We start from the raw sequence: 24,859 nt of genomic DNA, 5'->3' as shown, positions 1-24,859 counted from the left end.
GGCCACCATCCTAGTTACGTACAGCGTACGTAGTGCGCTATGGTCCTGCCATGACTTCTACGTACGCTGTACTTAGTGAAGGTCTGAAGAAGCGGTTCGGGCCGGTCCAGGCACTGCGGGGGCTGGACCTGGCGGTCGCCGAGGGGACGGTCTGCGGGGTCCTCGGGCCGAACGGAGCGGGGAAGACGACGGCCGTCGGGCTGTTGACCACGCTGCTGCGGCCGGACGCCGGCTCCGCCCGGGTCGCGGGGCGCGACCTCGTCCGCGAGGCCGCCGCCGTGCGCGGCCGGATCTCCGTCACCGGGCAGGACACCTCGATCGACGGAGACCTGACCGGGCGCCAGAACCTCCGGCTGTTCGGCCGGCTGCACCGGGTGCGCGGTCCGGCCGGCCGGACCGAGGAACTCCTCGACCGCTTCGGCCTGACCGAGGCCGCCGACCGCCCCGCCTCCACCTGGTCCGGCGGCATGCGCCGCCGCCTGGACCTCGCGGCGAGCCTGGTCCGCCGCCCCGAGGTGCTGTTCCTGGACGAGCCGACGACCGGCCTCGACCCGGTCAGCCGCGCCGTCATCCGGGACGTGGTGCGCGGCCTGACCGCCGAGGGCACGACGGTGCTGCTCACCACGCAGTACCTGGAGGAGGCCGACCAACTGGCCGACGACATCGCCCTGGTGGACCGTGGCCGGGTCACCCACACCGGCTCTCCGGCCCAGCTCAAGTCGCTCGTCGGGACACACGCCGAGGTCGTCGTGCCGGACGCGGACCTTCTCGCCGGGGCGGCGGCCGTGCTGGACCGGCTGACGGGTGCGCAGCCGTCGTTCGACCACGAGCGCAACGCCGTCGGCGCGGTCAGCAAGGACCCGACCCTCACGATCCCGCTGCTGGTGCGCGCCCTGGACACCGCGGGCGTGCCGCTGCTCGACGTGAGCCTGCGCCCGCCGACCCTCGACGACGTGTTCCTGCGCCTGACGGGGACCGAACCCCAGCCGACCGGGACGACCGGCATGACGGAAGAGAAGGAGCGTGCCGCATGAGCATGCTGGCGTACGACGGGACCGCGATGCTGGGCCGCCAGCTGCTGCGGCTGCGCAACAACCCGGGGCTGCTGATCCTCACCCAGACGATGCCGATCAGCATGCTGCTGTTCTTCGGCTACGTCTTCGGCAGCGCGCTGGCGGTTCCGGGTGAGGCGTACCGGGCGTTCCTCGTGCCGGGGCTGCTGGTGGCGACCGCCTCGGGCGGGATCATGGCCGGCATGTTCCAGGCGGCCCAGGACACGCACCGGGGTGTGACGAACCGCTTCCGTACGCTGCCGGTGAGCCGGGCGGCCGTACCGTTGGGGCAGGCCGCGGCGGACCTGGTGGTCACGGCCGTCGGGACGGTGCCGTTCCTGCTGGTGGGGCTGGCGGTGGGCTGGCGGGTCGAGGGGAGCCCGCTCGCAGCGGCGGGGGCGTTCGCCCTGCTGATGCTGTTCCGCTTCGCGTGCACCTGGGCCGGGATCTACCTCGGCCTGCTCACCCGCAACGAGGAGGCGGCCGGCCAGCTGGGCGGGGCGACGTTCCTGCTGCCGCTGCTGTCCAGCGCGTACATCCCGACGAGCGGGCTGCCGGGCTGGTTGCGGACGGTCGCCGAGTGGAATCCGATCAGCGCGGTGGCGACGGCCCTGCGGGACCTCCTCGGCAACGCGCCGGTGCCCGACGGGGCGGCCTGGCCGGTGACCCACCCCGTCGCGGGATCGCTCCTGTGGTGCGCCGTGCTGCTCGGGGTGTTCGTGCCGCTGGCCGTGCGCCGGTATGCGCACGGGGAGCGGTGAACGTGCGACCGGAACCGCGGACGTGGCCCCCGGTCACTGCCGGGCGGGGATGAGACACCGACAGGGGCCGTGCCGCGCTCGGGAACACACCTGGCGTCGCTGCGAGCCGCGGGGATGACGGACGACGAGTGTCGCAGCGTTACGCCAGGGGCGGTGTGACCGCCCGAGCGCGGGCCCCTACCTGCTGCCGAAGAGCGAGCGGCGCAGTCGGCGCAGCGGCGCGAAGAGCGAGACGCGACGCACGCGCGCGCCCCTGCCGCTGCGGTCGTGCGGCTGACGCGCGGTCAGTTCGCGCATGAGCGACGTCGCCTCGACCGTCTCCCGCTGGGGGACGGCGGGGCCGCCCAGCACCGAGAGGTGGCGGTCGAGGCGCGAACTGGTCGCGCTGCTCCCGCAGGTGATCGCAGGGACCCTGGCCCTGCTGCGCACTGTTATCTGTTCCATGTCACTCCCCACCCGTACGAGTCCACCCGGCCCGGGCAGGTTAACCCTATCTCCCCGGCCGGGCACACGTGTATCGCGGTCACAGGATTCACCTTCCCCATAAGGGGGTTGACGATGTATCTCCGATTACTCTCCGAATCCAACAGATTTCAGGGCGAGTTGGACGATCGGCTGGGTAGTGGGCTGCGGCGATCCCCCGGCGGGCTCGACGGTCACGGCCAGTGACGTCGCGGAGGATCCCAAACCCGTTGCGACCAGGGGCGTGTCGTCCTCGAACAGGCCGAGGGAGCGTGGTTGCGCACCCGGGCGCATGAGCCACAACTGGTGCACGCGGCCGCCCGCCGGGGCGCCGTATCCGCCGAGGGTGACCACCGCACTCCCCTCCGTGGCGGAAGCGATCACTCCGATGGTGCGGCCCCGCCCGTCCCGGCCACTGCCCGCGCGGGCGTCCGGAGCCGCCAGAACGTGGGCGATCTCACGTGACCGATCTTGCTCGGCGGTCAGCCGGTCCTGGGCCCGGTCCGCCTGCACGGCGAAGAGCGACGCGACGACGAGGGCCGCGGCGGCGGTGGCCGTCGCGAAGGGCACGAACAGCGGGATCCGGCGCCGCTGCCGCTGTCGCGGCGGCGGCCGCGTGCCCCACACGTGCGGCGGCAGCTGCGAGGAGCGCGCCCGGGCCGGCGCGTGCGGAACGCCCTGCGGCGCCGGATCCTGTGGAGTCGTCCGTACGGCGAGCATGACCCGGTCGCGCATCGCGGCCGGGGGCGGGGCCGCCGTGGACCAGGCGAGCCGGACCGCGTCCTCGGTCAGGGCGCGCACCTCGGCGGCACAGCGGTCGCAGTCCCTGAGGTGCTTCTCGAAGCGGACACGCTCCGGGGGCTCCAGGGCGTCGAGCGCGTAGGGCGCGGCGAGCGAGTGCGGATCCTCGCGGCGGAAGAGGCTCATGCCACACCCCCCAGGCACTCGCGCATACGGGTCAGCCCGTCCCGCATCCGGGTCTTGACGGTGCCCAGCGGCAGGGAGAGCTGCTCGGCCACCTCACGGTACGTGTAGCCCTCGTAGTAGGCGAGGGTGACCGACTGGCGCTGAAGAACCGTCAGCCGGTCCAGGCAGCGGCGCACCCATTCGCGCTCCAGCCCTGCCTCGACCTCCTCGGTGACCTGGTCGAAGGCGGGCTGGTTCGCACGGAGCGCCTCGCGCTGCTCACGTTCACCGGCCGCCCGGGCGCTGCGGACCCGGTCGACGGCGCGGCGGTGGGCGAGGGTGAGGATCCACGACATCGCGCTACCCCGGCCGGGGTCGAACTTCGCCGCGGAACGCCACAGTTCGAGCAGCACCTCCTGAGCCACCTCCTCCGACTGGGCGGGGTCGCGCACCACACGCCGTACGAGACCGAACACCGGCCCGGACACCAGTCCGTACAGCTCCTCGAAGGCCTTCTGGTCCCCCCTTGCCACGAGCAGCAGCAGCTCGTCCGCCTCCACTCGGTCCCCCTCTCCGAGGCCACACCGGGCCTGTCCCCTCGCACGAGGCATTCGCAACGCACACACCTCCGGAGGGTGTTACGGATCAGCGCTTCGAAAACGCGGGTCCCCGACGGTGAAACAACTTTCCCGACTCCTCGTAAGAACGTTTGAGATTCGACCAATCCGCTTCGCCGACCGCTCCGAATGGCGTGTGTCAGGCAAGTTGGCACGGAGGACGGACGGCATGACACCTATCTCCAGGACCGGTGCGGGACGCGCGAGCATCGCGACCGTGATCTGTGGCGCGCTGGCCGCCGGCGGGCTCGCAGCCGCCGGTGTGACCGCGCTGGCACCCGAGGAGGCCTCCGCCTCCAGCCACCGCGAGGCCCCGCTCATCTCGGGGACCCCGCAGTACGACAACACCGACGTGTACGCGTTTGTCAGCCCGGACAAGCCGGACACGACGACCATCGTCGCGAACTGGATCCCCTTCGAGGAACCGGCCGGAGGGCCCAACTTCTTCACGTTCGCCGAGGACGCCCAGTACGACCTGCGCATCGACAGCAACGGCGACGCGAAGGAGGACCTGCTCTTCCGCTACACGTTCAAGACTCATACGAAGAACGACAAGACGTTCCTGTACAACACGGGCCCGGTCGAGAGCCTCGACGACCCCGACCTGAACATCACGCAGACGTACGACCTCGAACTGATCAAGCTGCGGAACCTGAAGGCCGTGTCGAAGACCAAGGTCGCCGACGACGTGCCGGTGGCGCCGTCGAACGTCGGCAAGGCGTCGATGCCGGACTACAGCGCCCTGCGCCAGCAGGCGGTGCACAAGCTCGCCGGGGGCGCCCAGACGTTCGCCGGGCAGGCCGACGACCCGTTCTTCCTCGATCTGCGCGTCTTCGACCTGCTGTACGGCGGGAACCTCTCCGAGGTCGGCAACGACACCCTCAAGGGCTACAACGTCAACTCGATCGCCCTGCAGGTCCCCAACAGCTTCATAGCCGAGTCGCACGAGCAGCCGGTCGTCGGCATCTGGTCGACGACACAGCGCAAGAACGCCAAGGGTTACTTCACGCAGGTCTCGCGCCTCGGCAACCCGCTGGTCAACGAGGTCGTCAACCCCATCAAGGACAAGGACACGTTCAACGCGTCCACGCCGCGGGACGACGCCCAGTTCCTGAAGAACGTCACCAACCCGGAGCTGCCGAAGCTCATCGAGGCGATCTACAAGATCCCGGCGCCGGACGAGCCGCGCAACGACCTGGTCGACGTCTTCCTCAAGGGCGTCAAGGACCTCAACCAGCCCCCGCACGTGACGCCTTCGGAGCAGCTGCGGCTCAACACCTCGATCAAGCCGGCCGCGAAGCCCAAGCGGCTGGGTGTGCTCGACGGTGACAACGCCGGCTTCCCCAACGGCCGTCGCCTCACCGACGACGTGATCGACGCCTCGCTCCAGGTCGTCGAGGGCGAGCTGCTGGGTGCGAAGAACGACCTCGGTGACGCGGTCGACGAGAACGACAAGAAGTTCGAGAAGTCCTTCCCGTACGTCGCCCTGCCGACGGAGGGCTCGCGCGGCCCGCTCGCCAAGGGCGTCGACGGCGGCAACGACGTGCGCAGCCAGCTGGGCGACGCGCTCCAGCCGGCCGGCGCGCAGGGTTCGGACGACATGGGCCTGATGGCCGCCTCCGCGGGCGCCGGAGCCGGCGGCATCGTCCTGATCGGCGCGGCCCTGATGTGGTGGCGCCGCATGCGGAACCGGGCTTACTGACCCGCTCCGCTCCCCCGACCGGCGCGGCCCGTTCCCCCGTCCCCCACGGCGCGGGCCGCGTCGCCGACCCCCGCACCAGCACATCCGACCGAGGAGAGGTCATGCCTCCGCGTACGACCGACAGCACACCGGAGAGGCGCGACGACGACCGAGCGCCGTCGGCGGAACCGGAGCCCGGGACCGCCGGGGAGCGGGAGGACGGCGGCGCCGGGAGCGAACCCGGCGTCGACCGGCGGGTCGCCGCGCTGCGGAGGGCCGCCGACGGGGGGCGGCGCTGGCGGTCCCTGCACCTGGCCGGGTGTGCCGTGCTGCTGGCGGTCGCGGTGACGGGTGGGGCCGTCGCGCTCGGCGGCGGGCAGGACGGCGGGACCGGGGTCGACGCCGTGTCGGCGGCCGGGGCGTTGTCGCCCGGCGATCTCGCCCGGGGCGACCTCGACGCGGGAATCGCGTCCCTTCAAAAGCACCTGCGCGCCCAGCCGAGGGACTTCGGCGGCTGGTCCACCCTCGGAGTGGCCTACGTCGAGCAGGCCCGCACGAAGGGCGACCCCTCCCGGTACCCGCAGGCCGAGCGCGCCCTGCGGCGGTCCCTCGACCTGGAACCCGGCAACGACCAGGCCCTGGCCGGGCAGGCCGCCCTCGCCGCGGCCCGGCACGACTTCCCCGGCGCCCTGAACCGCGCCGACCGGGCCCTGAAGCAGAACCCGTACAACGAACGCGCCCTGTGCACCCGTATCGACGCCCTCGTCGAACTCGGCCGGTACGACGACGCCGCGAAGGCCGCCGACACCGCCGACGACCGGCGCCCCGGTGTCCCCGTCTTCACGCGGTACGCGTACGTGCACGAACTGCGCGGCGACGTCCGCACGGCGCGGTCCGTGCTGGAGCACGCCCTGAGCTCCGCGAGCGCCCCCGCCGACGTCGCGTACGTCGCCACCGCGCTGGGGCAACTCGCCTGGAACCAGGGCGAGTACAAGACGGCCCTCGGTCACTACGCCCGGGCCCTCGCCGCCGACGACGGGTATCTGCCCGCCCTGGAGGGCCGCGCCCGCGCCCAGGCCGCGAGCGGTGACCGGGCCGCCGCGGTGACCGGTCTCGAGCAGGTCGTCGCCCGGTTCCCGCTGCCCGGCCCGCTCGTCGCCCTCGGCGAGCTGTACGAAGACCGCGGCGCCGAGGGCGACCGGGCCAAGGCCGGTGAGCAGTACGCCCTCGTCGACGCCTGGACGGCCCTGGCTCGCGCCGGCGGTGCCAACACCGACCTCGAAACGGCCCTGGCCGCCGCCGACCACGGCGACAAGAAGGAGGCCCTGCGCTCCGCCCGCGCGGAGTGGGACCGCCGCCGGAGCGTCCACACCGCCGATGCGCTCGCCTGGGCCCTGCACGTCAACGGCCGCGACGAGGAAGCCCTGCCGTACGCCCGCCGCGCGACGGCGACCGGCTACCGCAACGCCGTCTTCCTCTACCACCGCGGTGTCATCGAGCGCGCCACCGGCGACGTACGCGAGGCCCGTACGCACCTGAAGGCCGCGCTGGATCTGAACCCCGGCTTCTCGCCCCTCGGCGCGCGCGATGCCCGTACCGCACTCAAGGACCTGGAGGGGAACCGGTGACCCTGCGCCGGCTGTTCGCGTCCGGCGCCGCCGTCCTCACGGCCGCCTGCGCGCTCACCCTGCTGCCCGCCGCCGCGGCGAGCGCCCACCCGCTCGGCAACTTCACGGTCAACCGCTACGACGGTCTGGTCGCCGCCCCCGGCGAGCTGCGGGTCCACCATGTCGAGGACCTCGCCGAGATCCCGGCGACCCAGGCGGGGCCGGACATCGAGCGGCTGGGCATCGCCCTGTGGGCGCGCGAGCGGTGCGCCACGGCCGCCGAGGACAGCCGGGCGACCGTCGACGGACGCGAGGTCGCCCTCACCGCCGGGCGCAGCAGGGCTCGCGTGCGGCCCGGGCAGGCGGGGCTCGACACCCTGCGGGTGGAGTGCGAGCTGACCGCTGCTCTGCCGGCGGGCGAGAAGACCGTGTCCCTCGGCTTCCGCGGTGCGGGGGCCTCCGGCGGCCCGGGCTGGCGGGAGATCACGGCGCGGGGCGACCGTATGACGCTCGCCGCCTCGGACGTGCCGGAGAAGTCGATATCGGCCGAGCTGACCCGCTACCCGGAGGAGTTGCTGTCCTCTCCGGCCGACACCGCGTCGGCCGCCCTGCGGGTGCGGCCCGGCGGCCCGGCCCTGGCCGGGGAGGAGTCGGACGCCCCCGCGGCCTCGGTGCTCCCGCGCGGCGCGGACCGCTGGACACGTGCCCTGGACGACCTGGTGGCCCGGCAGGACCTGAGCGCCGGTTTCGCCGCGCTGGCCCTGCTCATCGCCGTCGTCCTGGGGGCGATGCACGCGCTCGCCCCGGGCCACGGGAAGACCATCATGGCCGCCACGGCGGCGGCCCGGGGCGGGCAGGCCCGGATGAAGGACGTCCTGCCCATGGCCGCGTCGGTGACCGTCACGCACACCCTGGGCGTGGTCGCCCTGGGTCTCCTGGTCACGGCCGGCTCGGCGGCGGCGCCGTCGGTGATCGCCTGGCTCGGTGTCGCCAGCGGCATCCTGGTGACCCTGGCGGGCGCGAGCCTGCTCCGCCGTGCCCTGCGCAACCGCGCACACAGCCACCACGCGCACAGCCACCACCCGCACGGCCACCATCACGGCCACGGAGACCACCCCCACGACCACGACCACCACGGCAAGCACGACCACGACCACGACCACGACCACCCGCACGATCACACCCACCCCCACGCCCACCCCCACACGATCGAGCACACCCACGGGGGTTTCACCCACAGCCACCCCGTCGCGCCCACCCTGCGCGGCACGATCCTCATGGGCTTCGCGGGCGGGCTCGTGCCCAGCCCGTCCGCCGTGGTGGTGCTGGTCGGTGCCGCGGCCCTCGGGCAGGCCTGGTTCGGGCTGCTGCTGGTCGTCGCCTATGGCGTCGGACTGGCGCTCACCCTCACGGCCGCCGGGTATGCCGTCGTGAAGGCGGGCAGCGGCATGACCAGGCTCCTGGACCGGCGCCCCCGCTGGACGGTGGGCCCGACGGCGGCCCTGGTGCGCCGGACCGCTCCGCTCGGGTCGGCCTTCGCCGTGGTGCTTCTCGGAGCCGGACTGGTGTTCAAGGGGGCGGCATCCGCACTCGGCTGAGTTACGTTCGTGAGGCGTCGGACGTCAGGAGAGAAGCGGACGTCGTGAGGAAATCCGACCTCGTGGGGAAGACACACCCCATGGAGATTTCGCCCGGCAGCGAATGGGGGCGCCGTGTTCGAAGAACCGGGCCATGAGCGTGTGATCGCGGGCCGCTACCGGCTGCTGGCACCGCTCGGCGAGGGCGGCATGGGAACGGTGTGGCGCGCCCGCGACGAGGTGCTGCACCGCGAGGTGGCCGTCAAGGAGGTACGCGCCCCGTCCGGCCTCGCGGGGGACGACGTGCAGCGGATGTACGCCCGGCTGGAGCGTGAGGCGTGGGCCGCGGCCCGGGTCGCGAACCACAACGTGGTGACCGTGTACGACGTGGCGACGGACGACGACCGGCCGTGGATCGTCATGGAACTGGTCCGCGGACTCTCCCTGGCGGAGGTCCTGGACGCCGAAGGCCCGATGGCCCCTCAGCGTGCGGCGCACATAGGCGCCGAGGTGCTGTCGGCGTTGCGGGCGGCGCACGAGGCCGGGGTGCTGCACCGGGACGTCAAGCCGGCCAACGTGCTGATCTCGAACGACGGCCGGATCGTGCTCACGGACTTCGGCATCGCCATGGTCGAGGGCAGCTCGGCGCTGACCATGACCGGGGAGGTCATCGGCTCTCCGGAGTTCCTCGCCCCGGAACGGGCGCTCGGCCGCACACCGGGCCCGGAGTCGGACCTGTGGTCGCTCGGGGTGCTGCTGTACGCGGCGGTCGAGGGTCACTCCCCCTTCCGTCACGACACCCCGCTGAGCACTCTGCGGGCGATCGTCGACGAGGAGTTGCCGCCGCCGTACCGGGCGGGCCCGCTCGCCCCGGTGATCGAGGGGCTGCTGCGCAAGGACCCCGAGCAGCGGCTGCCGCCCGAGCGGGCCGAGCAGGATCTGCGGGCCGTGGCGGCGGGCGGCTCGCCGGGCCCCGGCCCGACACGGGCGGTGGCGTTCCCGCCGACCGTCGCCGGCCATCCCGCGCCCGCTCCCACACCCCCGCTGCCGTTCCCCGGCCCGTCGGCGGCCTCCGGGTCGACCACCACCACGGCGGGCACCGGCCCGGACCGCGACCGCAGGGCCGGGCGGGTGCTGGTCGCCGGTGTGATCGCGCTGGCGCTCGCGGTCGGCGGTCTGACGTACGCGCTGCTCGACAACGGGGACGGTTCCGACGGCAACGACCAGGGGGCCGGGGACGCCACGCCCACGGCGACCAAGAGTCCGCCGGAGGACACCGCGACCGAGAAGTCCAGCCCGTCGCCGACCCCGAGCGAGAGCAAGGAGAGCAGTCCGCCGCCGCAGTCGGTGCGGGTCGCCCTGGAGGGCCGGCGCACGGACTACGCGGGCTCCTGTCCGCCGCCGAACGCCCAGGCGCCGGAGTTCACGGCGACGCTGACGGTGGGGCGGCTGCCGGCCGAGGTGAGCTACCGCTGGGTGACGCGGGACGGCCAGGTGCTGGACGGGGGCTGGAAGACGCTGTCGTTCGCGGAGGGCGGTGGCCGCTCGAAGCGGGACACGGTGCGGGTGACGACCCAGGCGGAGACCGGGACGTTCGAGAACGAGATCAGCGTCGAGGTGCGGGAGCCGGTGCGGACGACGTCCGACTCGGTGCCGTTCTCGGTGACGTGCGAGACGGAGACCCCGACGGGCGGGGCCTCCCCTTCTCCTTCCGGCACGGACCCGGGCACGGACCCGGAATCGGACCCGGAATCGAATGCGGACTCCGGCTGAGCGGTCAGTCGTTGCTGTTGAGCACGGGGAGATAGCCGCCCGACTGGCCGGGTGCCTTCGGGTGGTACGACTCGCCGATGTTGAGCCAGTTGACGCTGTGCAGCCAGGAGTCGCCGGAGCAGATCTCGTGGCCGGTGAACGTGGGGCGGACGTCGCCGAAGACGAAGCCGTGGTCCGCCGTGCGCTTGGCGATGGCGGTGTTGAGGTGGTCGGAGGCGTCGTTGATGGCCTTGCGCTTGGTCTCGGACAGACCGAGGCAGGTGGCGCCGAGCTTGTAGAAGCGGGGGTAGCCGAGGACCACGACCCGGGCGGCGGGGGCCTTGGAGCGGATGGCCGAATACACGCCGTCGAGCTTGCCGGGGAGCGTGGAGTCGACGTACGCCCGGGCGGTGTTGATGCGGGAGACGCAGGCGCTGTCGGACTGGGTGACACAGGTCGTCATGACGTCGGCGAATCCGGCGTCGTTGCCGCCGACGCTGATCGAGACGAGGGCGGTGGAGGCGCTGAGCGGAGTGAGCTGATTCGCGAGAACATCACCCGTTCGGGCGCCCGAACAGGCGGTGAAGGCGAAGGTCGAGGGTGAGTTGGCGGCGGCCCAGAGGTAGGGATAGGCCTTCGTGCTGCGCTTGCAGTCGCCGCTGGAACTGATGTAGCTGCCGGCTCCGACTCCCGAGGAATAGGAGTCACCGAGCGCCACGTAGCCGCCAGTTGCGGCGAGTGAGGACGCCTGCGCCGTCGCCGCCCCGGTGAGGGCGGTGCCGACGGCGAGGAGGAGCGAGCTCACGAGGACGACAAGTCGGGAACGTCTCATGGAACCTCCCTTTAGCAGGATCTCTGCCATAACCGTGGTAGCAGCTACGCGTGTTGACAGGAAGTGTCCATGCCAAGTCTTTTCGGTTCATCCGCGGATACTCGGCACGTTCCCCACGCCTTGTGTTACGCGCCGGGCCTCTCTTGTTACGTGCCCATGACAGGTTTGTTGACGGATGCTCAACTCTCTTGTTCTACGCCGGTAGTTGGTCGACGCTTTACTCCGGCCGGGAGCGGAACGCGACGCTCCCCGGTCCGTGTGCGCGAGCTCGCGCACACCCCCCACAGGACGCGCGCCCCACCCAGGCGCGTGCCGCCTAGAGGAGGACTCCCTCGTAATGGCACAACTGCGTAGCAAGAGACTCGGGTTCGCCGCACTCACCTCGCTGGCGACCGCCGCCCTCGTGGGCGGGCTCACCGCCCTCCCCGCCCAGGCCGCACCCGCCGAGGGCCGGGTGCTCGCCGCGGACTCACCGACCGCGATCAAGGACAGCTATCTGGTCACGCTCAAGAAGAGCGCCGGCCTGAAGGCCGCCTCGGCCGCGGGCAAGGGGCTGGTGAAGGAGTACGGCGGCTCGGTCGACAAGACGTTCGGCAAGGCGCTGAACGGCTACTCCGCCACCCTCTCCGCCACCGAGGCACGGCGGCTCGCCGCCGACCCGGCGGTGGCCTCCGTCGAGCAGAACCAGCGCGTCGGCCTCGCCGCCACCCAGACCAACGCCCCCTGGGGCCTGGACCGCATCGACCAGGCGTCGCTGCCGCTGTCCGGCACCTACACCTACCCGGACAGCGCGGGCAGCGGCGTGACGGTCTACGTCATCGACACCGGCGTGCGCATCACCCACCAGCAGATCAGCGGCCGTGCCTCGCACGGCTACGACGCGGTCGACGGTGACACCGACGCCTCCGACGGCAACGGCCACGGCACCCATGTGGCCACCACCATCGCGGGCTCGACGTACGGCGTCGCCAAGAAGGCGAAGATCGTGGGCGTGCGGGTGCTGAACAACAGCGGCTCGGGCACCACGGCCGGGGTGATCGCCGGCATCGACTGGGTGACGAAGAACCACTCCGGCCCCTCGGTGGCCAACATGTCGCTCGGCGGCGGCGCCTCCGCCACCCTGGACACGGCCGTGCGCAACTCCATAGCCGCCGGCGTCACGTACGCCGTCGCCGCGGGCAACAGCAGCACCACCGCCTCCTCGTCCTCCCCGGCCCGGGTCGCCGAGGCGATCACGGTCGGCGCCACCACCAGCACGGACGCCAAGGCGAGCTACTCCAACTACGGCTCTGTGCTGGACATCTTCGCGCCCGGCTCCTCCATCACGGCCGGCTGGCACACCGGCGACACCGCGACCAACACCATCTCCGGCACCTCGATGGCGACCCCGCACGTGGCGGGGGCGGCGGCGGTCTACCTGGCGGGCCACACCTCGTCCACCCCGGCCCAGGTCGCCACGGCCCTGGTGAACGGCGCCGTCACCGGCAAGGTCACCAGCGCGGGTTCCGGCTCGCCGAACCGGCTGCTGCAACTCGTGCAGTGATCGCGGACCGCGGCGGCACCTGAACATGCGTTCCCCGGAGGCCCTGATCGCCTCCGGGGAACGCATGTTTATGCGAAGGGAACGTGCAACTTGCGTCGCACAAGGCGCCTGCCGCAACGACCAAACCAACAAAAACGTGAGGGGCCGTTCCAGGTCTTGCCATACGGGTTCAATCGTCAATACCGTCATACATCTCACCCGCACCGGTCCGTCAGTACGCGGCTCTAGGGGAGGGCTCAAGGACCGCGACGAACCGGCGCGGGGCGCGGTAGGGGGGTGCCGTGCTCGGTGATCTCACTGTCTCCGGGCCGTGCCGCGCGGTCGGCTGCCGTTTTTCGCCGCCGGCCAGCTTTGCCAGCTCACCCGGCGTGCCGGAGCTTCATCCCGGCAGGCCTCGCCATCTCGGCGTGCCTCGGGTGAGAACCCCCCTTTCGAACCGGACTGGATCCGGACTGCCCTGGGGGGGCGGTCCACCGGACGAGAGGGACCAGACTCATGAGCTCAGTTCTGCAGCCGGCCGCGACGGACCCGCATCCGCCGACCGCCGGGAAGTACCGGCCCGTCTCCTCGCACCTGGCCATAGCCCCGCCGGTGAGCGTGGTCATCCCCGCGATGAACGAGGCGGAGAACCTTCCGTACGTCTTCAAGACCCTGCCCGACTGGATCCACGAAGTGGTTCTGGTCGACGGCAACTCCACCGACAACACCGTCGAGGTGGCCCGTGAGCTGTGGCCCGAGGTGAAGGTCGTCGAACAGCGCGGCAAGGGCAAGGGCGACGCCCTGATCACCGGGTTCCAGGCCTGCACCGGCGACATCATCGTGATGGTCGACGCGGACGGCTCGGCCGACGGGGGCGAGATCCTCAGCTACGTCTCCGCCCTGGTCTCCGGAGCGGACTTCGCCAAGGGCTCCCGCTTCGCCAACGGCGGCGGCACCGACGACATGACCTTCATCCGCAAGCTGGGCAACTGGGCGCTCTGCACGGTCGTCAACCGCAAGTTCGGCGCCCGCTACACCGACCTGTGCTACGGCTACAACGCGTTCTGGCGGCACTGCCTCGACAAGATCGACCTGGACTGCACCGGCTTCGAGGTCGAGACCCTGATGAACATCCGGGTCGTCAAGGCCGGGCTCAAGGTGCAGGAGATCCCGAGCCACGAGTACCTGCGCATCCACGGCGTCAGCAATCTGCGAGCCGTGCGGGACGGGCTGCGCGTGCTCCGGGTGATCCTTCAGGAGCGCTCCAACCGCCGCGTCCTGCGCCGCCGTTCGCCCCGGTCGTCGATGCCGGCCGCGATGCGGGGAGAGGTGTCTTGAGCGGTCCCGGCATCTCCGTCGTGATCTGCGCGTACACCGAGGACCGCTGGGAGGACATCCTCGCGGCGGTCTCCTCGGTCCGCGCGCAGTCGCGGCCGGCCCTGGAGACGCTGCTGGTCGTCGATCACAACGAGACGCTCCGGGAGCGGCTCGCCAAGGAGTACAAGGAGTCCTCCGAGGGGTCCGAGGTACGGGTGCTCGCCAACGCGGGCCCCCGTGGCCTGTCGGCCGGGCGCAACACCGGCATCGCCGCGGCCCGCGGTGAGGTCGTGGCCTTCCTCGACGACGACGCCGTGGCCGAGCGCGACTGGCTGCGGCATTTCGCCGAGGCCTACACCGACGACCGGGTGATGGCGGTCGGCGGACGCACGGTCCCGGTCTGGGCGTCGGGGCGGCGCCCGCACTGGTTCCCGGAGGAGTTCGACTGGGTGGTGGGCTGCACGTACCGGGGCCTGCCGCGCGGCCGGGTCCGGGTGCGCAACGTGCTCGGCGGCAACGCCTCGTTCCGCCGCAGCGCCTTCGACGCGGCGGGCGGTTTCGCCACCGGCATCGGCCGGGACGGCGACAAACGCCCGCTGGGCTGCGAGGAGACGGAACTGTGCATCCGCCTCAGCCGCGCCCGGCCCGACGCGGTCCTGCTGATCGACGACCGGGCGGTGATCCACCACCGGGTGCCCGAGGTCCGCGAACACTTCCGCTACTTCCGCACCCGCACCTACGCCGAGGGCCTCTCCAAGGCGCTGGTGGCGCGGAGCGTCGGCGCCGGGAAGGGACTGGAGTCGGAGCGCCGGTACGCCACGCGCGTGCTGCCGGCCGGGGTGGCGCGGGGAGTGCGGGACGCCCTGCTGGCCCGGCCGGGCGGGGCGGCGCGGGCCGGCGCGATCATGGCCGGGGTGCTGACGGCGGCCGGCGGTTACGTCGTCGGCAGCGTCCGGGCGCGCCGGGGCGGGACCACGTTCCGGGTGCCCCGGATGGAGGTGGCGGCCCGTGAGTGACGTCCGCGTCCCGATCCTCATGTACCACGCGGTGGCGACCGACCCGAACGAGGCGACCCGCGCCCTGTCGGTGACCCCGGAGGCGTTCGCCGAGCAGATGGCGGTGCTCGCCGACCGGGGGTTCACCCCGGTCACCACGGCCGCCCTGGCGGCGTGCTGGCGGTCCGGCCGGCCGCTGCCCGGCCGGCCGGTCCTCATCACCTTCGACGACGGCTACGAGGGTGTGCACCGGCACGCCCTGCCCGCGCTCGCCAAGCACGGTTTCCCCGCCACCCTGTTCGTCTCGACGGGGTGGCTCAGGGGGCCGTACGACACCGGGGGCGGCCTGGACACCATGCTGGACTGGGACCAGGTCCGCGAACTCGCGGCGCAGGGTGTGGAGATCGGCGGGCACAGCCACAGCCACCCGCAGCTCGACCAGGTCTCCGACGCCACGCTGCGGTTCGAGCTGATCCACTGCAAGGAGATCGTCTCGGACCAGCTGGGCACCGTACCGGCCTCGTTCGCCTACCCCTACGGCTACTCCAGCCGCCGGGTCCGGCAGGCGGTGCGCGAGACGGGCTACGCCCAGGCCCTCGCCGTCGGCAACGGCCTCGCGCGGCGCGCGCAGGGGCCGTACGCGCTGCGGCGGGTGACGGTGCGCCGCAGCACGGGCATCGAGGAGTTCGAGCGGGTCGTCGAGGGCCGCGCGGTCGCCCGTACGTTCGCCGGGGACCGCGCCCTGACCAAGGGGTACGCCGTCGTACGCAGGGTTCGGCGGACTCGTCGGCTGGTCGCCCGCTCCGGGGGCTGACCTGCGCGGGGGCGACATGCCGCGTGCACCGGGAAACCGGGTGCACGCGGCCTCCCCGTGCCGGATCATGGCGGCATGTCTGGAAACCCGCACGAGGCGCTGCCGATCCGGCTCAACGTCGACGACTCCGACTCCCCGTCCGACGTCGTCGACGCGCTGTTCCTCGGCCGCTTCGCGACGGGCGAGCAGCCGTACTCCCACGCGGTGAACATCGACCGCGTGCGGTCCGGGGCGACGCTGATGCCGTCCGGCGCCCGGGTGCTGCGCGTCGCCCGGGACGACGACCGCAGCGCGACCCTCGCCGAGGGTGACGGCTGGACGCTGCTGGTCTCCCGCTGGAACCGCGGCGCCGACGTCACGGTGACCGCGACGAGCGAGGAGCTCGCGAAGAAGATCCTCGACCAGGCCACGGACGGCGCGGCGGACGAGCCCGAACCGCAGCCGGAGAACGTCACGATGGGCTTCTGGTACGTCTCCCCGCGCCGCGGCCCGCACCGCACCACCCGGCAGATCGCGGCGGGCACCTGGGAGGAGGTCCGGCCCAACTACACCGCGCCGGTGGCGGACGCGATGGACCGCCTGATGAAGACGACCCCCGAGGACATCGCGGGCCGGCTCCTGCTGCTGCACGGCCCGCCGGGCACCGGCAAGACGTCGGCACTGCGGACCCTGGCCCGCTCCTGGCGCGACTGGTGCCAGGTGGACTGCGTCCTGGACCCCGAGCGGCTCTTCTCCGACGTCGGCTACCTCATGGACATCGCCATCGGCGAAGAGGACGCGACGGGCAAAGGCCGCTGGCGGCTGCTGCTCCTGGAGGACTGCGACGAGCTGATCCGCGGCGAGGCCAAGCACACGGCGGGCCAGGCGCTTTCGAGGCTGCTGAACCTGACGGACGGACTGCTCGGCCAGGGCCGCAACGTCCTGGTCGGCGTGACGACCAACGAGGATCTGGAGCGCCTGCATCCCGCCGTGGTCCGGCCCGGCCGCTGCCTCGCCCGGATCGAGGTCGGTCCGCTGACCCGGCGCGAGGCGGTGAACTGGCTGGGCCAGGAGGACGGCGTCGGCCGCGAGGGCGCGACGCTGGCGGAGCTGTACGCGCTGCGCCGGGGCACGTCCCCGACGTCTCTGCCGGAGCCGCGCGGGGGCGTCGACGCGGGGCTGTATCTGTAGCGGGACCACCACCCGTCGGGGTCCCTCACAACCGCTTCTCACCTCCCTGTTACCCGGGCGTGCCAAGGTGTGCCGCGGAGCGACGCCGCGCTCCGCACGGACCAGGGAGGCCTCCGATGGCGCACACGGCGCGCACCGTGTTCAGCGAACCCGCCCACCGCGTCGCGCGCTGGGTCCTGCCCGTCGTGCTCGGTGGCCTCTACGGCAACTGGGTCGCGGTGAACCGGCGGCACGGCGGCCCGATCACCGGGGCGGACGTGGCGGCGGGGGTGTGGAGCGCGGTCGCCTTCACGGCGCTCTGCATCGCCGTGCTCCAGGTCGTCCGGCGTCTCAGGCGTGATCTGCACGCCCTGCACGCCCTGCTGCGGGCCGCCTTCGCCGGTGTCGCACTGGGCTTCCTCCACAGCCAGACCGGGGACGACATCCGGCCCGTGGTCATCACGGCGCTGCTGGTCACGGCGGCCCTCTTTCTGCTGCTGTTCTACCGCTTCCACACGCGCGCCGACGCGTAGCCGCCGGCCGCCCCGGCCGCCCTCCGGAGTCTGCGGTGCTTTGATAGGGATATGACCCTGTTCGTCGGCACGTCCGGGTGGCAGTACAAGGACTGGCGGGACGTCCTGTACCCGTCCGGGCTGCCGATGCGGCTCTGGCTGGAGGAGTATGCCGGGCAGTTCGCCACCGTCGAGATCAACAACGCCTTCTACCGGTTGCCGGCCCGGGAGACCTTCGAGGACTGGCGGGGGCGTGTGCCGGGGGACTTCGTCGTCGCGGTCAAGGCGAGCCGCTACCTGACCCACATCAAGCGGCTCAAGGAGCCCGAGGAGCCGGTGCACCGCCTGATGAGCCACGCGGCCGGCCTCGGTGACCGTCTCGGCCCGGTCCTGCTCCAGCTCCCGCCCACCCTGCGCGCCGACCCGGGCCTGCTGGACGCGTGCCTGGCCTGCTTCCCGGCCCCGACCCGGGTGGCGGTCGAGCCGCGCCACGACTCCTGGTGGACACCGGAGGTCCGCCGCGTCCTGGAGTCCCGGCGCGCCGCCCTGTGCTGGGCCGACGTCCTGGCCCGCCCGGCCACGCCGCTGTGGCGCACCACCGACTGGGGCTACGTCCGCTTCCACCAGGGCCGCGCCCGGCCCTGGCCCCGCTACGGCCGCCGTTCGCTGGCCACCTGGCTCGACCGCATCGCCACGACCTGGCCCGACGGCGAGGACGTCTACGCGTACTTCAACAACGACCCGGGCGGCGCGGCGGTGGAGGACGCGATGGCGTTCGCACGGACGGGCAGGTCGGCGGGGCTGGACGTCACGCGGACTCCGGAACGCCTGGCGCAACCCTCCGGTTAGAGCCGGCCTACTCCCCGTACGCCGCCCGCAGGGCGTCCCGTACCGCGGCGAGCGCGACGTCCTCGCCCAGCCCGAGCCTCCTGGCCCGCTCCACATAGGCCTGCGCGGCCGATGCCAGTTCGCGGTCCGCAGCCGAGCCGGCGGCGGCCACGAACGTGCCGTTGCGGCCCCGCGTCTCGATCACGCCGTCCGCCTCCAGCGCCCGGTACGCCTTGGCGACCGTGTTCGCGGCGAGCCCCAGCGACTCGGCCAGTCCCCGCACGGTCGGCAGCCGGTAGCCCACCGGCAGCGCACCCGACCGGGCCTGCTCGGAGATCCGCGCCCGCACCTGCTCGTACGGCGGGGCGCTGTCATCGATGTCGATCTTCAAGGTCACAGCCCGATTGTCGCGCACCCGACGGAAAATGAGAGGCAGCCCTGACGGGTCCACGCGTAGCGTGCGTCCCCATGACCGTGATCGTGCGCGACCTGCGCCCCGATGTCCGAGCCGACGCCCAGGGGTTCTCCGACACCCGTCGCCTCGCCCTTCCGTACATGCTCTCCACCCCGGAATCCGTGGTGCACACCCTGACGCACGCGCACCCGGACGCCCACTTCGGGCAGCTCGTCGCCGAGGAGGACGGCGAGATCATCGGCACGGCCCAGATCAGCGTCGCGCACGAAAGCCCGGAGCCCGGCCAGGGGTCCGCCAACATCTATGTGCGCCCCGGCCACACGGGCCGCGGCGCCGGCTCGCTCCTGCTGCGCACCGCGGAGGAGCGCCTGGGGCGGCTGGGCGTCACCAAGCTGTTCACCTGGGTGCTGGACGAGCCGGACAACCACGCCTTCGCCGAGCGGCACGGCTTCCGGGCCAGCCGTTCCGCCTGGTTCCTGCGCCTGGCTCTGGCGGACGGCAGCCTGCCGCCCCGCCAGGACCTGCCGGCGGGCGTCGAGCTGCGCACGGCCGCCGACTTCGCGGACGACCCGCGTCCCGTGTTCGAGCTGGACGCGGAAGCCTCGTCGGACGAACCGAGCGACGTCGAGGTGGAGCTGACGGACTACGAGGCCTGGATCGAGGAGACCTGGAAGCAGCCGCTCCTGGACCACGAGCTGACCACGATCGCGGTCGTGGACGGACGCCTCGCCGCCTTCACCGCGGCCTACACCGACGGCGGCTCCCGTTACGCCACCGCCATGACGGGCACCGCCCGCGCGTTCCGGGGCCGGGGCCTGGCCAAGCTCGCCAAGAACGACTCCCTGCACCGCGCCCGCGCCGCGGGGTACACGGAGGCGTTCACCGGAAACGACACCGGAAACGAGCCGATGATCGCCATCAACAAGTGGTTCGGCTACGAGATCTGCGCGAAGGAAGTGCGCTATGTCCGAGAACTCGCCTGACCGGCCCCCGCAGCTGGAGGTCGTGCTCGTCAAGGCGGGCCGTACGAAGATCCGTTACACCGGCGAGCTGCTGTCGGACGACGGCACCCGGGTCGCGGTCCGCGCCCCGTGGGCGGGCTCCGGCGTCCGCGACTTCGGCTTCGTCCGCTTCGAGTCCGGGGACGTCTTCACGGAGTACTACTGGCGCGACCGCTGGTACGCGGTCAAGGAGGTCCGCTCCGCCACGGGCGCGCTGAAGGGCTGGTACTGCGACATCACCCGCCCCGCCGTGCGCTCCGGGCCGGAACTGGTCGTGGAGGATCTGGACCTGGACCTGTGGCGCTCGGCGGACGGCTCGGACGTACGCCGTCTGGACGAGGACGAGTTCGCCGAGAGCGGCCTGACCGAGACGGACCCGGAGGCGGCACGGGCCGCCCTGGCCGCGCTCGACGAGCTGGAGTCACTCGCCGGCGGCGGGGACTTCGCCGCGCTCCTGTCCTGACGTCCTGACCTGGGCGATCACCGCGTACCGCTCGTCCGTCACCTCCTTGCCCCACAGCGACGGATCGCCCGACAGCCGCTCCAGGCGCGTCTGCCCGGCGATCGGAGCGAGGAGGCCGGTGAGCCGCTCCGCCGGTATGCCGACGGGGACGGTGCTTCCCCACACACCCTCGACCAGCACCAGCCGCCCGCCCGGCCGCAACAGCCCGCCCCAGTACCTCAGGGCGCGGCCGGGGTCGGGCAGGGCCCACAGGACGTGCCGGACGAGCACGGCGTCGAAGCGCTGCTCCCCGACCGGCGGTGCCGCGGCGTCACCGACGAGGAACACCGCGTCACGCCCGGCGAGTTTCTCCCTGGCCAGCGTGACCATCGCCGCCGAGAGGTCCACGCCCGTCACCCGGTGTCCCTGCTCGGAGGCGAGGAGCGACAGGCTGCCGGTACCGCACCCGAGGTCGAGGACGTCCCCCGCCCGGGCGGGCAGCCAGTCGCGCAGTCGCCCGGCCCAGGCCCGGCGCACCTCGGGATCACGCAGGCCGTGGTCCGGCTCCTCGTCGAAGGAGGCTGCCGCGGCGTCCCAGTCCACGTTCGTCATGGCCCCAGAGTGACACCCGCCACTGACACCCGAATCGTGACTGCCGCCACTGACAGACCAGGAGCGATGAGGAACTCTCCCCCGAAAGGTCTACCTCCGTGAGAACGCGGAACCCGGTAGACCCTTAAGGAGGCAGCCATGCGCCGTGTGACCGTGCAGAAGCCCCTGAAGAAGACGGATGTCCGCCGGGTCCGCGACGAGGCCGACGAGCGCCCCGCCGGGCGCCCCGAAGTCCGCAAGGACATCGCCCGCACCTGGTGGCCGGACGCCTGAGCGGCCGGTGCCGGTCATGAGACGCACGCCTCAGCGCAGCCGCTTGCGGTGGTGGACGCGGTCGTAGGGCCCGTCCACACGCCGTTCCACGAGTTCGTAGCCGTATCTCGGACAGATCTTCTGGTTCTCCCACATCAGCGCGTTCGTGTAGAGCCGGACCTCGGGCAGGCCCAGCGCCCGCGCGTGTGCGTCCACGAACCGGAGCAGCCGCCGCCCCACTCCCCCGCCGTGCGCGGTGGGGTGGACGGCGATGGTGTCGAGGAAGAGGTGGTCCGCGAACGCCTCGACCACGACGAGTCCGGTCACGGGATCGCCCGTCACGAACACCTTGCCCGCGGCCACGTTCGCCGCGTGGTCCTCCTCCATGGGCTGCGGCACCTGCCCGATGCGCTCGACGTAGGGGCGGAAGGCCGCGTCGACGACGTCCGCGACGACCGGTACGTCGGCGGCCCCGGCCGGCCGGATCTCCTCGTCTGCCATGCCGCGACGGTACCTACCTGATGCCAGTCCGAACACTCCCTTAAGCGGGCCATAAGGATCTCCTCCACCCGCCCTCAGCAGGCGATTTCACGGTTTCCAGGGGCTAGCTTCGGAGCACCCCACGGGATCCGGCCCACCCGGGCCCGGACCTGTCCCACGCACCGCTTCGAGGAGTTCCCGCATGCCCGCACGCCGCACAGCAGCCACCGTCGCCGCTCTCGGCAGCCTCCCGCTCGCCGTGACGGCGCTGACCGCCGCCCCGGCCGCCGCGCACGGCTCGATGGGCGACCCGGTCAGCCGCGTCTCGCAGTGCTACGCGGAGGGTCCCGAGAGCCCGAAGTCGGCCGCGTGCAAGGCGGCGGTGACGGCGGGCGGCACCCAGGCCCTCTACGACTGGAACGGCATCCGCATCGGCGACGCGGGCGGCCGGCACCAGCAGCTCATCCCGGACGGCAAGCTGTGCAGCGCGAACAACGAGCAGTTCAAGGGCCTCGACCTGGCCCGGGCCGACTGGCCCGCGACCAGCGTGAGCAGCGGCTCGCACACCTTCAAGTACCGTGTGACGGCCCCTCACAAGGGCACGTTCAAGGTCTACATCACCAAGCCCGGCTACGACCCGGCCAAGCCGCTCGCCTGGAAGGACCTCGACCTGGCGAAGCCGGTCGCGACGTCCACCGACCCGGCCGCAGCCGGTGGCTTCTACACCTTCTCCGGCACCCTGCCCCAGCGCTCCGGCAAGCACCTGCTGTACGCGGTCTGGCAGCGGTCGGACAGCCCGGAGGCGTTCTACTCCTGCTCGGACGTCAGCTTCGGCGGCGGTGGCGGCGCGGCGGGAGGTGCGGCCCCGGCCCCGGCCCCGACCGCCTCCGCCCCGACCAAGGAGCAGATCGAGCAGGGCAACGACAAGTCCACGATCGAGCACCACGGGCACGGCGACGACGACCCCAGCACCTCGGCGGAGCCGGCCGCGGCCCCGCGCAAGAGCACGGCGGACCGGCCGAAGGCCGCCGCGGCCGCGCCCAACCGGCCGAAGGCGGCCGGTGCCACCGGGAACCTCGCCGAGACCGGCGGCGACAGCAGCACCACGTACCTCGCGATCGGCGGCGCGGCCACGCTGGCGCTCGGCTCGGCGGCCCTGTTCCTGTCGGCCCGGCGCCGGACGGTGAGTGGCGGGCGGCACGGCGGCTGATCCCTGCCGCCCCATGATCCGGGGCCTGTCCGGCGGCTCAGGCCGGACAGGCCCCGAAACGTTTCCGTGACTCGTGTCAGCGGATGACAAGCACCCATGAGCGACACGTGTCAAAAGGTGACACGTGTCATTCGAAAGCCGAAGCGCAGGTCGTCGCTTTGGCCCGCGCCGGGTCCAGGGCGTTGGCCACCTCATGGAAGGCGACCCGGTCGAGCAGCCCGACGGCCACGTGCTCGGACAGGTCGACGGGGCACAGGTCCTGGAGCAGGACGTTGCGCACGCCGGGCCCGGTCAGGTACTGGCTGCGCCACGGCGTGACGACCTCGTCGTACCGCGTGGCGATGACGGTGTAGCGCACGCCGGGCACGGTGTCGCCGCCCGCGTTGAGCTTGGCGAGGAAGGCGGAGCCGGTCACCTGGTCGGCGAGGGCGGGGGTGTTCTTCGACAGCAGGTCCGCGGCGCCCGGGAAGTACGGCAGCAGGTGGGTGAAGCCGTTCAGGTCGGTGCCGTGGTTGCTGGGCGCGATGCCGACCAGGGCGTTCACCTTGGCGGCTCCGCCGAGGAACTTCAGGTAGTAGCGGGGCATCATGCCGCCCTGCGAGTGCCCGACGACGTCGGTCTCGGCGGCACCGGTGGCCGCGAGCACCTTGTCGACGAAGCCCTTCAGCTGACCGGCGGACTTCTCGACGGGTCCGAGGCCGTGGAAGAAGGGGACCCCTTCGAGCTGCCCGTAGTCGAGGGAGAAGACGCAGTAGCCGCGGACCTTCAGGTAGGGGGCGAGGCCCAGCCAGTTGTCGACGGAGTTCCCGAGGGTGCCGTGGACCAGGACGACGGGGCGGGGGTGGGCGGCGGACGGCTTGCAGGAGTAGTCGTTCCAGCCGGAACTCGGGGCGCCGGCGGCCTGAGCGGTGGTGGCGGGGACGGTGACGGCCGCGGCGGTCAGCAGCAGGGCGGCCAGGGGTCTGAGCACTCGTTTCCAGGGCAGCATCGGGTGATCTCCTTGCGACTCAAGGGGGATGCGACGGCACTGGGCCCTGTGATCCGGATCACGAGGATGCTGTTCACTCGTCAAGTTACGGGCGGGTAGTCAAACTGGGAAGTTACGCGTCAGTAAAAACTTGCAGCGGTAACCGGCGCCCCCGCCCCGGCTGAAACCCCCTCACCAGGCGGGCCGGATGGGCCCGTCCGGAGCGATCCGCAGCAACTGCCGTCCCAGCGAACGCACCTCACGCTCCCCCAGCAGGTCCCCCCACTCCCGGACGGCTTCCGCGGCCGCCTCCTCCGCGGCGCGCGTACACCCCCACCCCCGCTCGGTCAGCACGACCAGACGCGCCCGCGCGTCCTCGGGATGCGGCCGCCGCTCGGCATACCCCTTGCGCACCAGTTCGTCGACGAGCTGGCTCGCGGCCTGCTTGGTCACCCCGAGATGGACGGCGAGGTCGGTGACCGTCGCGCCGTCCGGGGCGAGCCGGGCGAAGGCGAAGCCGTGCGCGGGCCGCACCCCTTCGAAGCCCCGGGCGAGGACGCCCTCGTTGATGCGTTGCGTGAGCCCACCCGCGACGGCGAGCAGGGCGGCGGACAGGGCCATGGCCTCGGAGTTCTGCACGCATGCATTGAAACACCCTTGACGCACTGGTCAAGCTGCTTGACCATATAGTCAAGCAGCTTGACCACTGGAGGCCTCATGCCCATCGTCCGATCATCCGAAGCCGTCACCCACGAGATCCACGGCGCCCGATTCGTCTCGTACGCCACCCCGAACAGCGGCAGCAAGGAGCTGTGCGCCTGGCGCGGCGAGATCCCGGCCGGCCTCAAGGCGCCCGCACACACGGTCAGCAGGGAGGAGATCTTCCATCTGGTCGACGGCGAACTGCTGATCACCCTCGACGGCCGCACCGAGCGGATCGCCGCGGGCGACACGGTGATCATCAACCCCGGTGCCACCCTGACCGTCGAGAACCCGACCGACCGGACCGCGTACTCCTGGGTCACCACCTCGATCGGCCTGGAGGCACGGCTGGCCGACGGCACCCGCATCGCGCCGCCGTGGGCCAACTGACGCG

27 protein-coding genes are annotated in these 24,859 nt (G+C 72.2%); 18 read left to right on the top strand and 9 right to left on the bottom strand.

Going from position 1 to position 24,859, the window contains the following annotated elements; genetic code table 11:
• Nucleotides 1-50: 50 nt before the first annotated feature.
• Both GTY56_RS25970 and GTY56_RS25965 read left to right on the top strand, forming a co-directional pair.
• A complete protein-coding gene (locus GTY56_RS25970) occupies nucleotides 51-1,034 on the top strand; it encodes an ATP-binding cassette domain-containing protein (protein WP_161367740.1) in 984 nt (327 codons plus the stop codon).
• Nucleotides 1,031-1,813: an ABC transporter permease gene (locus GTY56_RS25965; RefSeq protein WP_161367739.1), complete on the top strand. Its 783-nt coding sequence runs from the start codon at nucleotides 1,031-1,033 to the stop codon at nucleotides 1,811-1,813. The genes GTY56_RS25970 and GTY56_RS25965 overlap by 4 nt, the downstream gene beginning before the upstream one ends.
• 177 nt (nucleotides 1,814-1,990) lie before the next feature.
• Here GTY56_RS25965 and GTY56_RS25960 read toward each other — a convergent pair whose 3' ends face one another.
• The 3 genes from GTY56_RS25960 to GTY56_RS25950 form a co-directional block, all read right to left on the bottom strand.
• Nucleotides 1,991-2,257 (bottom strand): hypothetical protein, encoded by a 267-nt coding sequence (locus tag GTY56_RS25960; RefSeq protein ID WP_033312817.1) that lies wholly within the window; start codon nucleotides 2,255-2,257, stop codon nucleotides 1,991-1,993.
• Between the two features lie 126 nt (nucleotides 2,258-2,383).
• Nucleotides 2,384-3,202: an anti-sigma factor gene (locus GTY56_RS25955; RefSeq protein ID WP_161367738.1), complete on the bottom strand. Its 819-nt coding sequence runs from the start codon at nucleotides 3,200-3,202 to the stop codon at nucleotides 2,384-2,386.
• Nucleotides 3,199-3,741: an ECF RNA polymerase sigma factor SigK gene (locus GTY56_RS25950; protein WP_161367737.1), complete on the bottom strand. Its 543-nt coding sequence runs from the start codon at nucleotides 3,739-3,741 to the stop codon at nucleotides 3,199-3,201. The genes GTY56_RS25955 and GTY56_RS25950 overlap by 4 nt, the downstream gene beginning before the upstream one ends.
• A gap of 226 nt (nucleotides 3,742-3,967) precedes the next feature.
• Between GTY56_RS25950 and GTY56_RS25945 the strand changes: the two genes are divergently transcribed.
• The 4 genes from GTY56_RS25945 (at nucleotide 3,968) to GTY56_RS25930 (ending at nucleotide 10,436) form a co-directional block, all read left to right on the top strand.
• Nucleotides 3,968-5,500, top strand: coding sequence for a DUF4331 domain-containing protein (locus GTY56_RS25945; RefSeq protein ID WP_161367736.1), 1,533 nt, complete (start codon nucleotides 3,968-3,970; stop codon nucleotides 5,498-5,500).
• A 101-nt stretch (nucleotides 5,501-5,601) separates the two neighbouring features.
• Nucleotides 5,602-7,107 (top strand): tetratricopeptide repeat protein, encoded by a 1,506-nt coding sequence (locus tag GTY56_RS25940; RefSeq protein WP_161367735.1) that lies wholly within the window; start codon nucleotides 5,602-5,604, stop codon nucleotides 7,105-7,107.
• Complete coding sequence (locus GTY56_RS25935; RefSeq protein WP_161367734.1) at nucleotides 7,104-8,684, top strand: HoxN/HupN/NixA family nickel/cobalt transporter; 1,581 nt, start codon at nucleotides 7,104-7,106, stop codon at nucleotides 8,682-8,684. Before GTY56_RS25940 ends, GTY56_RS25935 begins: the two co-directional genes overlap by 4 nt.
• A 114-nt stretch (nucleotides 8,685-8,798) precedes the next feature.
• Nucleotides 8,799-10,436, top strand: a complete 1,638-nt coding sequence (locus GTY56_RS25930; protein ID WP_346345578.1) for a serine/threonine-protein kinase — start codon at nucleotides 8,799-8,801, stop codon at nucleotides 10,434-10,436.
• A gap of 4 nt (nucleotides 10,437-10,440) precedes the next feature.
• Here the strand turns inward: GTY56_RS25930 and GTY56_RS25925 are convergent, their stop codons facing one another.
• On the bottom strand, nucleotides 10,441-11,247 hold the full coding sequence (locus GTY56_RS25925) for an SGNH/GDSL hydrolase family protein (RefSeq protein ID WP_161367733.1): 807 nt from the start codon (nucleotides 11,245-11,247) through the stop codon (nucleotides 10,441-10,443).
• Nucleotides 11,248-11,584: 337 nt separating this feature from the next.
• Here GTY56_RS25925 and GTY56_RS25920 point away from each other — a divergent pair, with 337 nt between their 5' ends.
• The 7 genes from GTY56_RS25920 (at nucleotide 11,585) to GTY56_RS25890 (ending at nucleotide 18,405) form a co-directional block, all read left to right on the top strand.
• On the top strand, nucleotides 11,585-12,790 hold the full coding sequence (locus GTY56_RS25920) for a S8 family peptidase (RefSeq protein ID WP_161367732.1): 1,206 nt from the start codon (nucleotides 11,585-11,587) through the stop codon (nucleotides 12,788-12,790).
• 495 nt (nucleotides 12,791-13,285) lie between these two features.
• Nucleotides 13,286-14,107 carry a glycosyltransferase family 2 protein gene (locus GTY56_RS25915; protein WP_161367731.1) on the top strand — a complete coding sequence of 274 codons (822 nt, stop codon included), beginning with the start codon at nucleotides 13,286-13,288 and terminating at the stop codon, nucleotides 14,105-14,107.
• Nucleotides 14,104-15,102 carry a glycosyltransferase family 2 protein gene (locus GTY56_RS25910; protein WP_161367730.1) on the top strand — a complete coding sequence of 333 codons (999 nt, stop codon included), beginning with the start codon at nucleotides 14,104-14,106 and terminating at the stop codon, nucleotides 15,100-15,102. Before GTY56_RS25915 ends, GTY56_RS25910 begins: the two co-directional genes overlap by 4 nt.
• Nucleotides 15,095-15,895 carry a polysaccharide deacetylase family protein gene (locus GTY56_RS25905; protein ID WP_524540146.1) on the top strand — a complete coding sequence of 267 codons (801 nt, stop codon included), beginning with the start codon at nucleotides 15,095-15,097 and terminating at the stop codon, nucleotides 15,893-15,895. Before GTY56_RS25910 ends, GTY56_RS25905 begins: the two co-directional genes overlap by 8 nt.
• Nucleotides 15,896-15,970: 75 nt before the next feature.
• Nucleotides 15,971-17,065 carry a DUF5925 domain-containing protein gene (locus tag GTY56_RS25900; protein ID WP_161367729.1) on the top strand — a complete coding sequence of 365 codons (1,095 nt, stop codon included), beginning with the start codon at nucleotides 15,971-15,973 and terminating at the stop codon, nucleotides 17,063-17,065.
• A 116-nt stretch (nucleotides 17,066-17,181) separates the two neighbouring features.
• Nucleotides 17,182-17,577, top strand: coding sequence for a hypothetical protein (locus tag GTY56_RS25895; RefSeq protein ID WP_161367728.1), 396 nt, complete (start codon nucleotides 17,182-17,184; stop codon nucleotides 17,575-17,577).
• A 51-nt stretch (nucleotides 17,578-17,628) separates the two neighbouring features.
• Entirely contained in the window at nucleotides 17,629-18,405 is a 777-nt protein-coding gene (locus GTY56_RS25890; RefSeq protein ID WP_161367727.1) for a DUF72 domain-containing protein, read from the top strand.
• 7 nt (nucleotides 18,406-18,412) lie between these two features.
• On the opposite strand, the gene GTY56_RS25885 is transcribed toward GTY56_RS25890, so the two are convergent.
• Entirely contained in the window at nucleotides 18,413-18,781 is a 369-nt protein-coding gene (locus GTY56_RS25885; protein ID WP_062925982.1) for a GntR family transcriptional regulator, read from the bottom strand.
• A 71-nt stretch (nucleotides 18,782-18,852) separates the two neighbouring features.
• Here GTY56_RS25885 and GTY56_RS25880 point away from each other — a divergent pair, with 71 nt between their 5' ends.
• Together GTY56_RS25880 and GTY56_RS25875 are read left to right on the top strand one after the other, a co-directional pair.
• Nucleotides 18,853-19,782, top strand: coding sequence for a GNAT family N-acetyltransferase (locus GTY56_RS25880; protein WP_161367726.1), 930 nt, complete (start codon nucleotides 18,853-18,855; stop codon nucleotides 19,780-19,782).
• Nucleotides 19,763-20,263 carry a ribonuclease FAU-1 family protein gene (locus GTY56_RS25875; protein ID WP_161367725.1) on the top strand — a complete coding sequence of 167 codons (501 nt, stop codon included), beginning with the start codon at nucleotides 19,763-19,765 and terminating at the stop codon, nucleotides 20,261-20,263. The genes GTY56_RS25880 and GTY56_RS25875 overlap by 20 nt, the downstream gene beginning before the upstream one ends.
• On the opposite strand, the gene GTY56_RS25870 is transcribed toward GTY56_RS25875, so the two are convergent.
• Complete coding sequence (locus GTY56_RS25870; protein ID WP_161367724.1) at nucleotides 20,222-20,854, bottom strand: class I SAM-dependent methyltransferase; 633 nt, start codon at nucleotides 20,852-20,854, stop codon at nucleotides 20,222-20,224. The genes GTY56_RS25875 and GTY56_RS25870 overlap by 42 nt on opposite strands.
• A 138-nt stretch (nucleotides 20,855-20,992) precedes the next feature.
• Between GTY56_RS25870 and GTY56_RS41195 the strand changes: the two genes are divergently transcribed.
• Nucleotides 20,993-21,127, top strand: coding sequence for a hypothetical protein (locus GTY56_RS41195; RefSeq protein ID WP_107308287.1), 135 nt, complete (start codon nucleotides 20,993-20,995; stop codon nucleotides 21,125-21,127).
• Nucleotides 21,128-21,157: 30 nt separating this feature from the next.
• Here GTY56_RS41195 and GTY56_RS25865 read toward each other — a convergent pair whose 3' ends face one another.
• Complete coding sequence (locus tag GTY56_RS25865; RefSeq protein ID WP_161367723.1) at nucleotides 21,158-21,607, bottom strand: GNAT family N-acetyltransferase; 450 nt, start codon at nucleotides 21,605-21,607, stop codon at nucleotides 21,158-21,160.
• A gap of 181 nt (nucleotides 21,608-21,788) precedes the next feature.
• Between GTY56_RS25865 and GTY56_RS25860 the strand changes: the two genes are divergently transcribed.
• Nucleotides 21,789-22,796: a lytic polysaccharide monooxygenase gene (locus GTY56_RS25860; RefSeq protein ID WP_161367722.1), complete on the top strand. Its 1,008-nt coding sequence runs from the start codon at nucleotides 21,789-21,791 to the stop codon at nucleotides 22,794-22,796.
• Nucleotides 22,797-22,923: 127 nt separating this feature from the next.
• Here the strand turns inward: GTY56_RS25860 and GTY56_RS25855 are convergent, their stop codons facing one another.
• Both GTY56_RS25855 and GTY56_RS25850 read right to left on the bottom strand, forming a co-directional pair.
• A complete protein-coding gene (locus GTY56_RS25855) occupies nucleotides 22,924-23,784 on the bottom strand; it encodes an esterase/lipase family protein (protein WP_161367721.1) in 861 nt (286 codons plus the stop codon).
• A 171-nt stretch (nucleotides 23,785-23,955) separates the two neighbouring features.
• The gene (locus tag GTY56_RS25850) at nucleotides 23,956-24,402 is read right to left on the bottom strand and encodes a MarR family transcriptional regulator (RefSeq protein ID WP_161367720.1); all 447 of its coding nucleotides are present in this window, start codon (nucleotides 24,400-24,402) and stop codon (nucleotides 23,956-23,958) included.
• 78 nt (nucleotides 24,403-24,480) lie between these two features.
• Between GTY56_RS25850 and GTY56_RS25845 the strand changes: the two genes are divergently transcribed.
• Complete coding sequence (locus tag GTY56_RS25845) at nucleotides 24,481-24,855, top strand: cupin domain-containing protein (RefSeq protein ID WP_161367719.1); 375 nt, start codon at nucleotides 24,481-24,483, stop codon at nucleotides 24,853-24,855.
• Nucleotides 24,856-24,859 lie beyond the last annotated feature (4 nt).

Source organism: Streptomyces sp. SID5643 (assembly GCF_009872555.1).
Taxonomy (GTDB): domain Bacteria; phylum Actinomycetota; class Actinomycetes; order Streptomycetales; family Streptomycetaceae; genus Streptomyces; species Streptomyces iakyrus.
The sequence above is the reverse complement of the archived record's forward strand: the minus strand, read 5'-3'. Positions and strand labels throughout refer to the sequence as shown.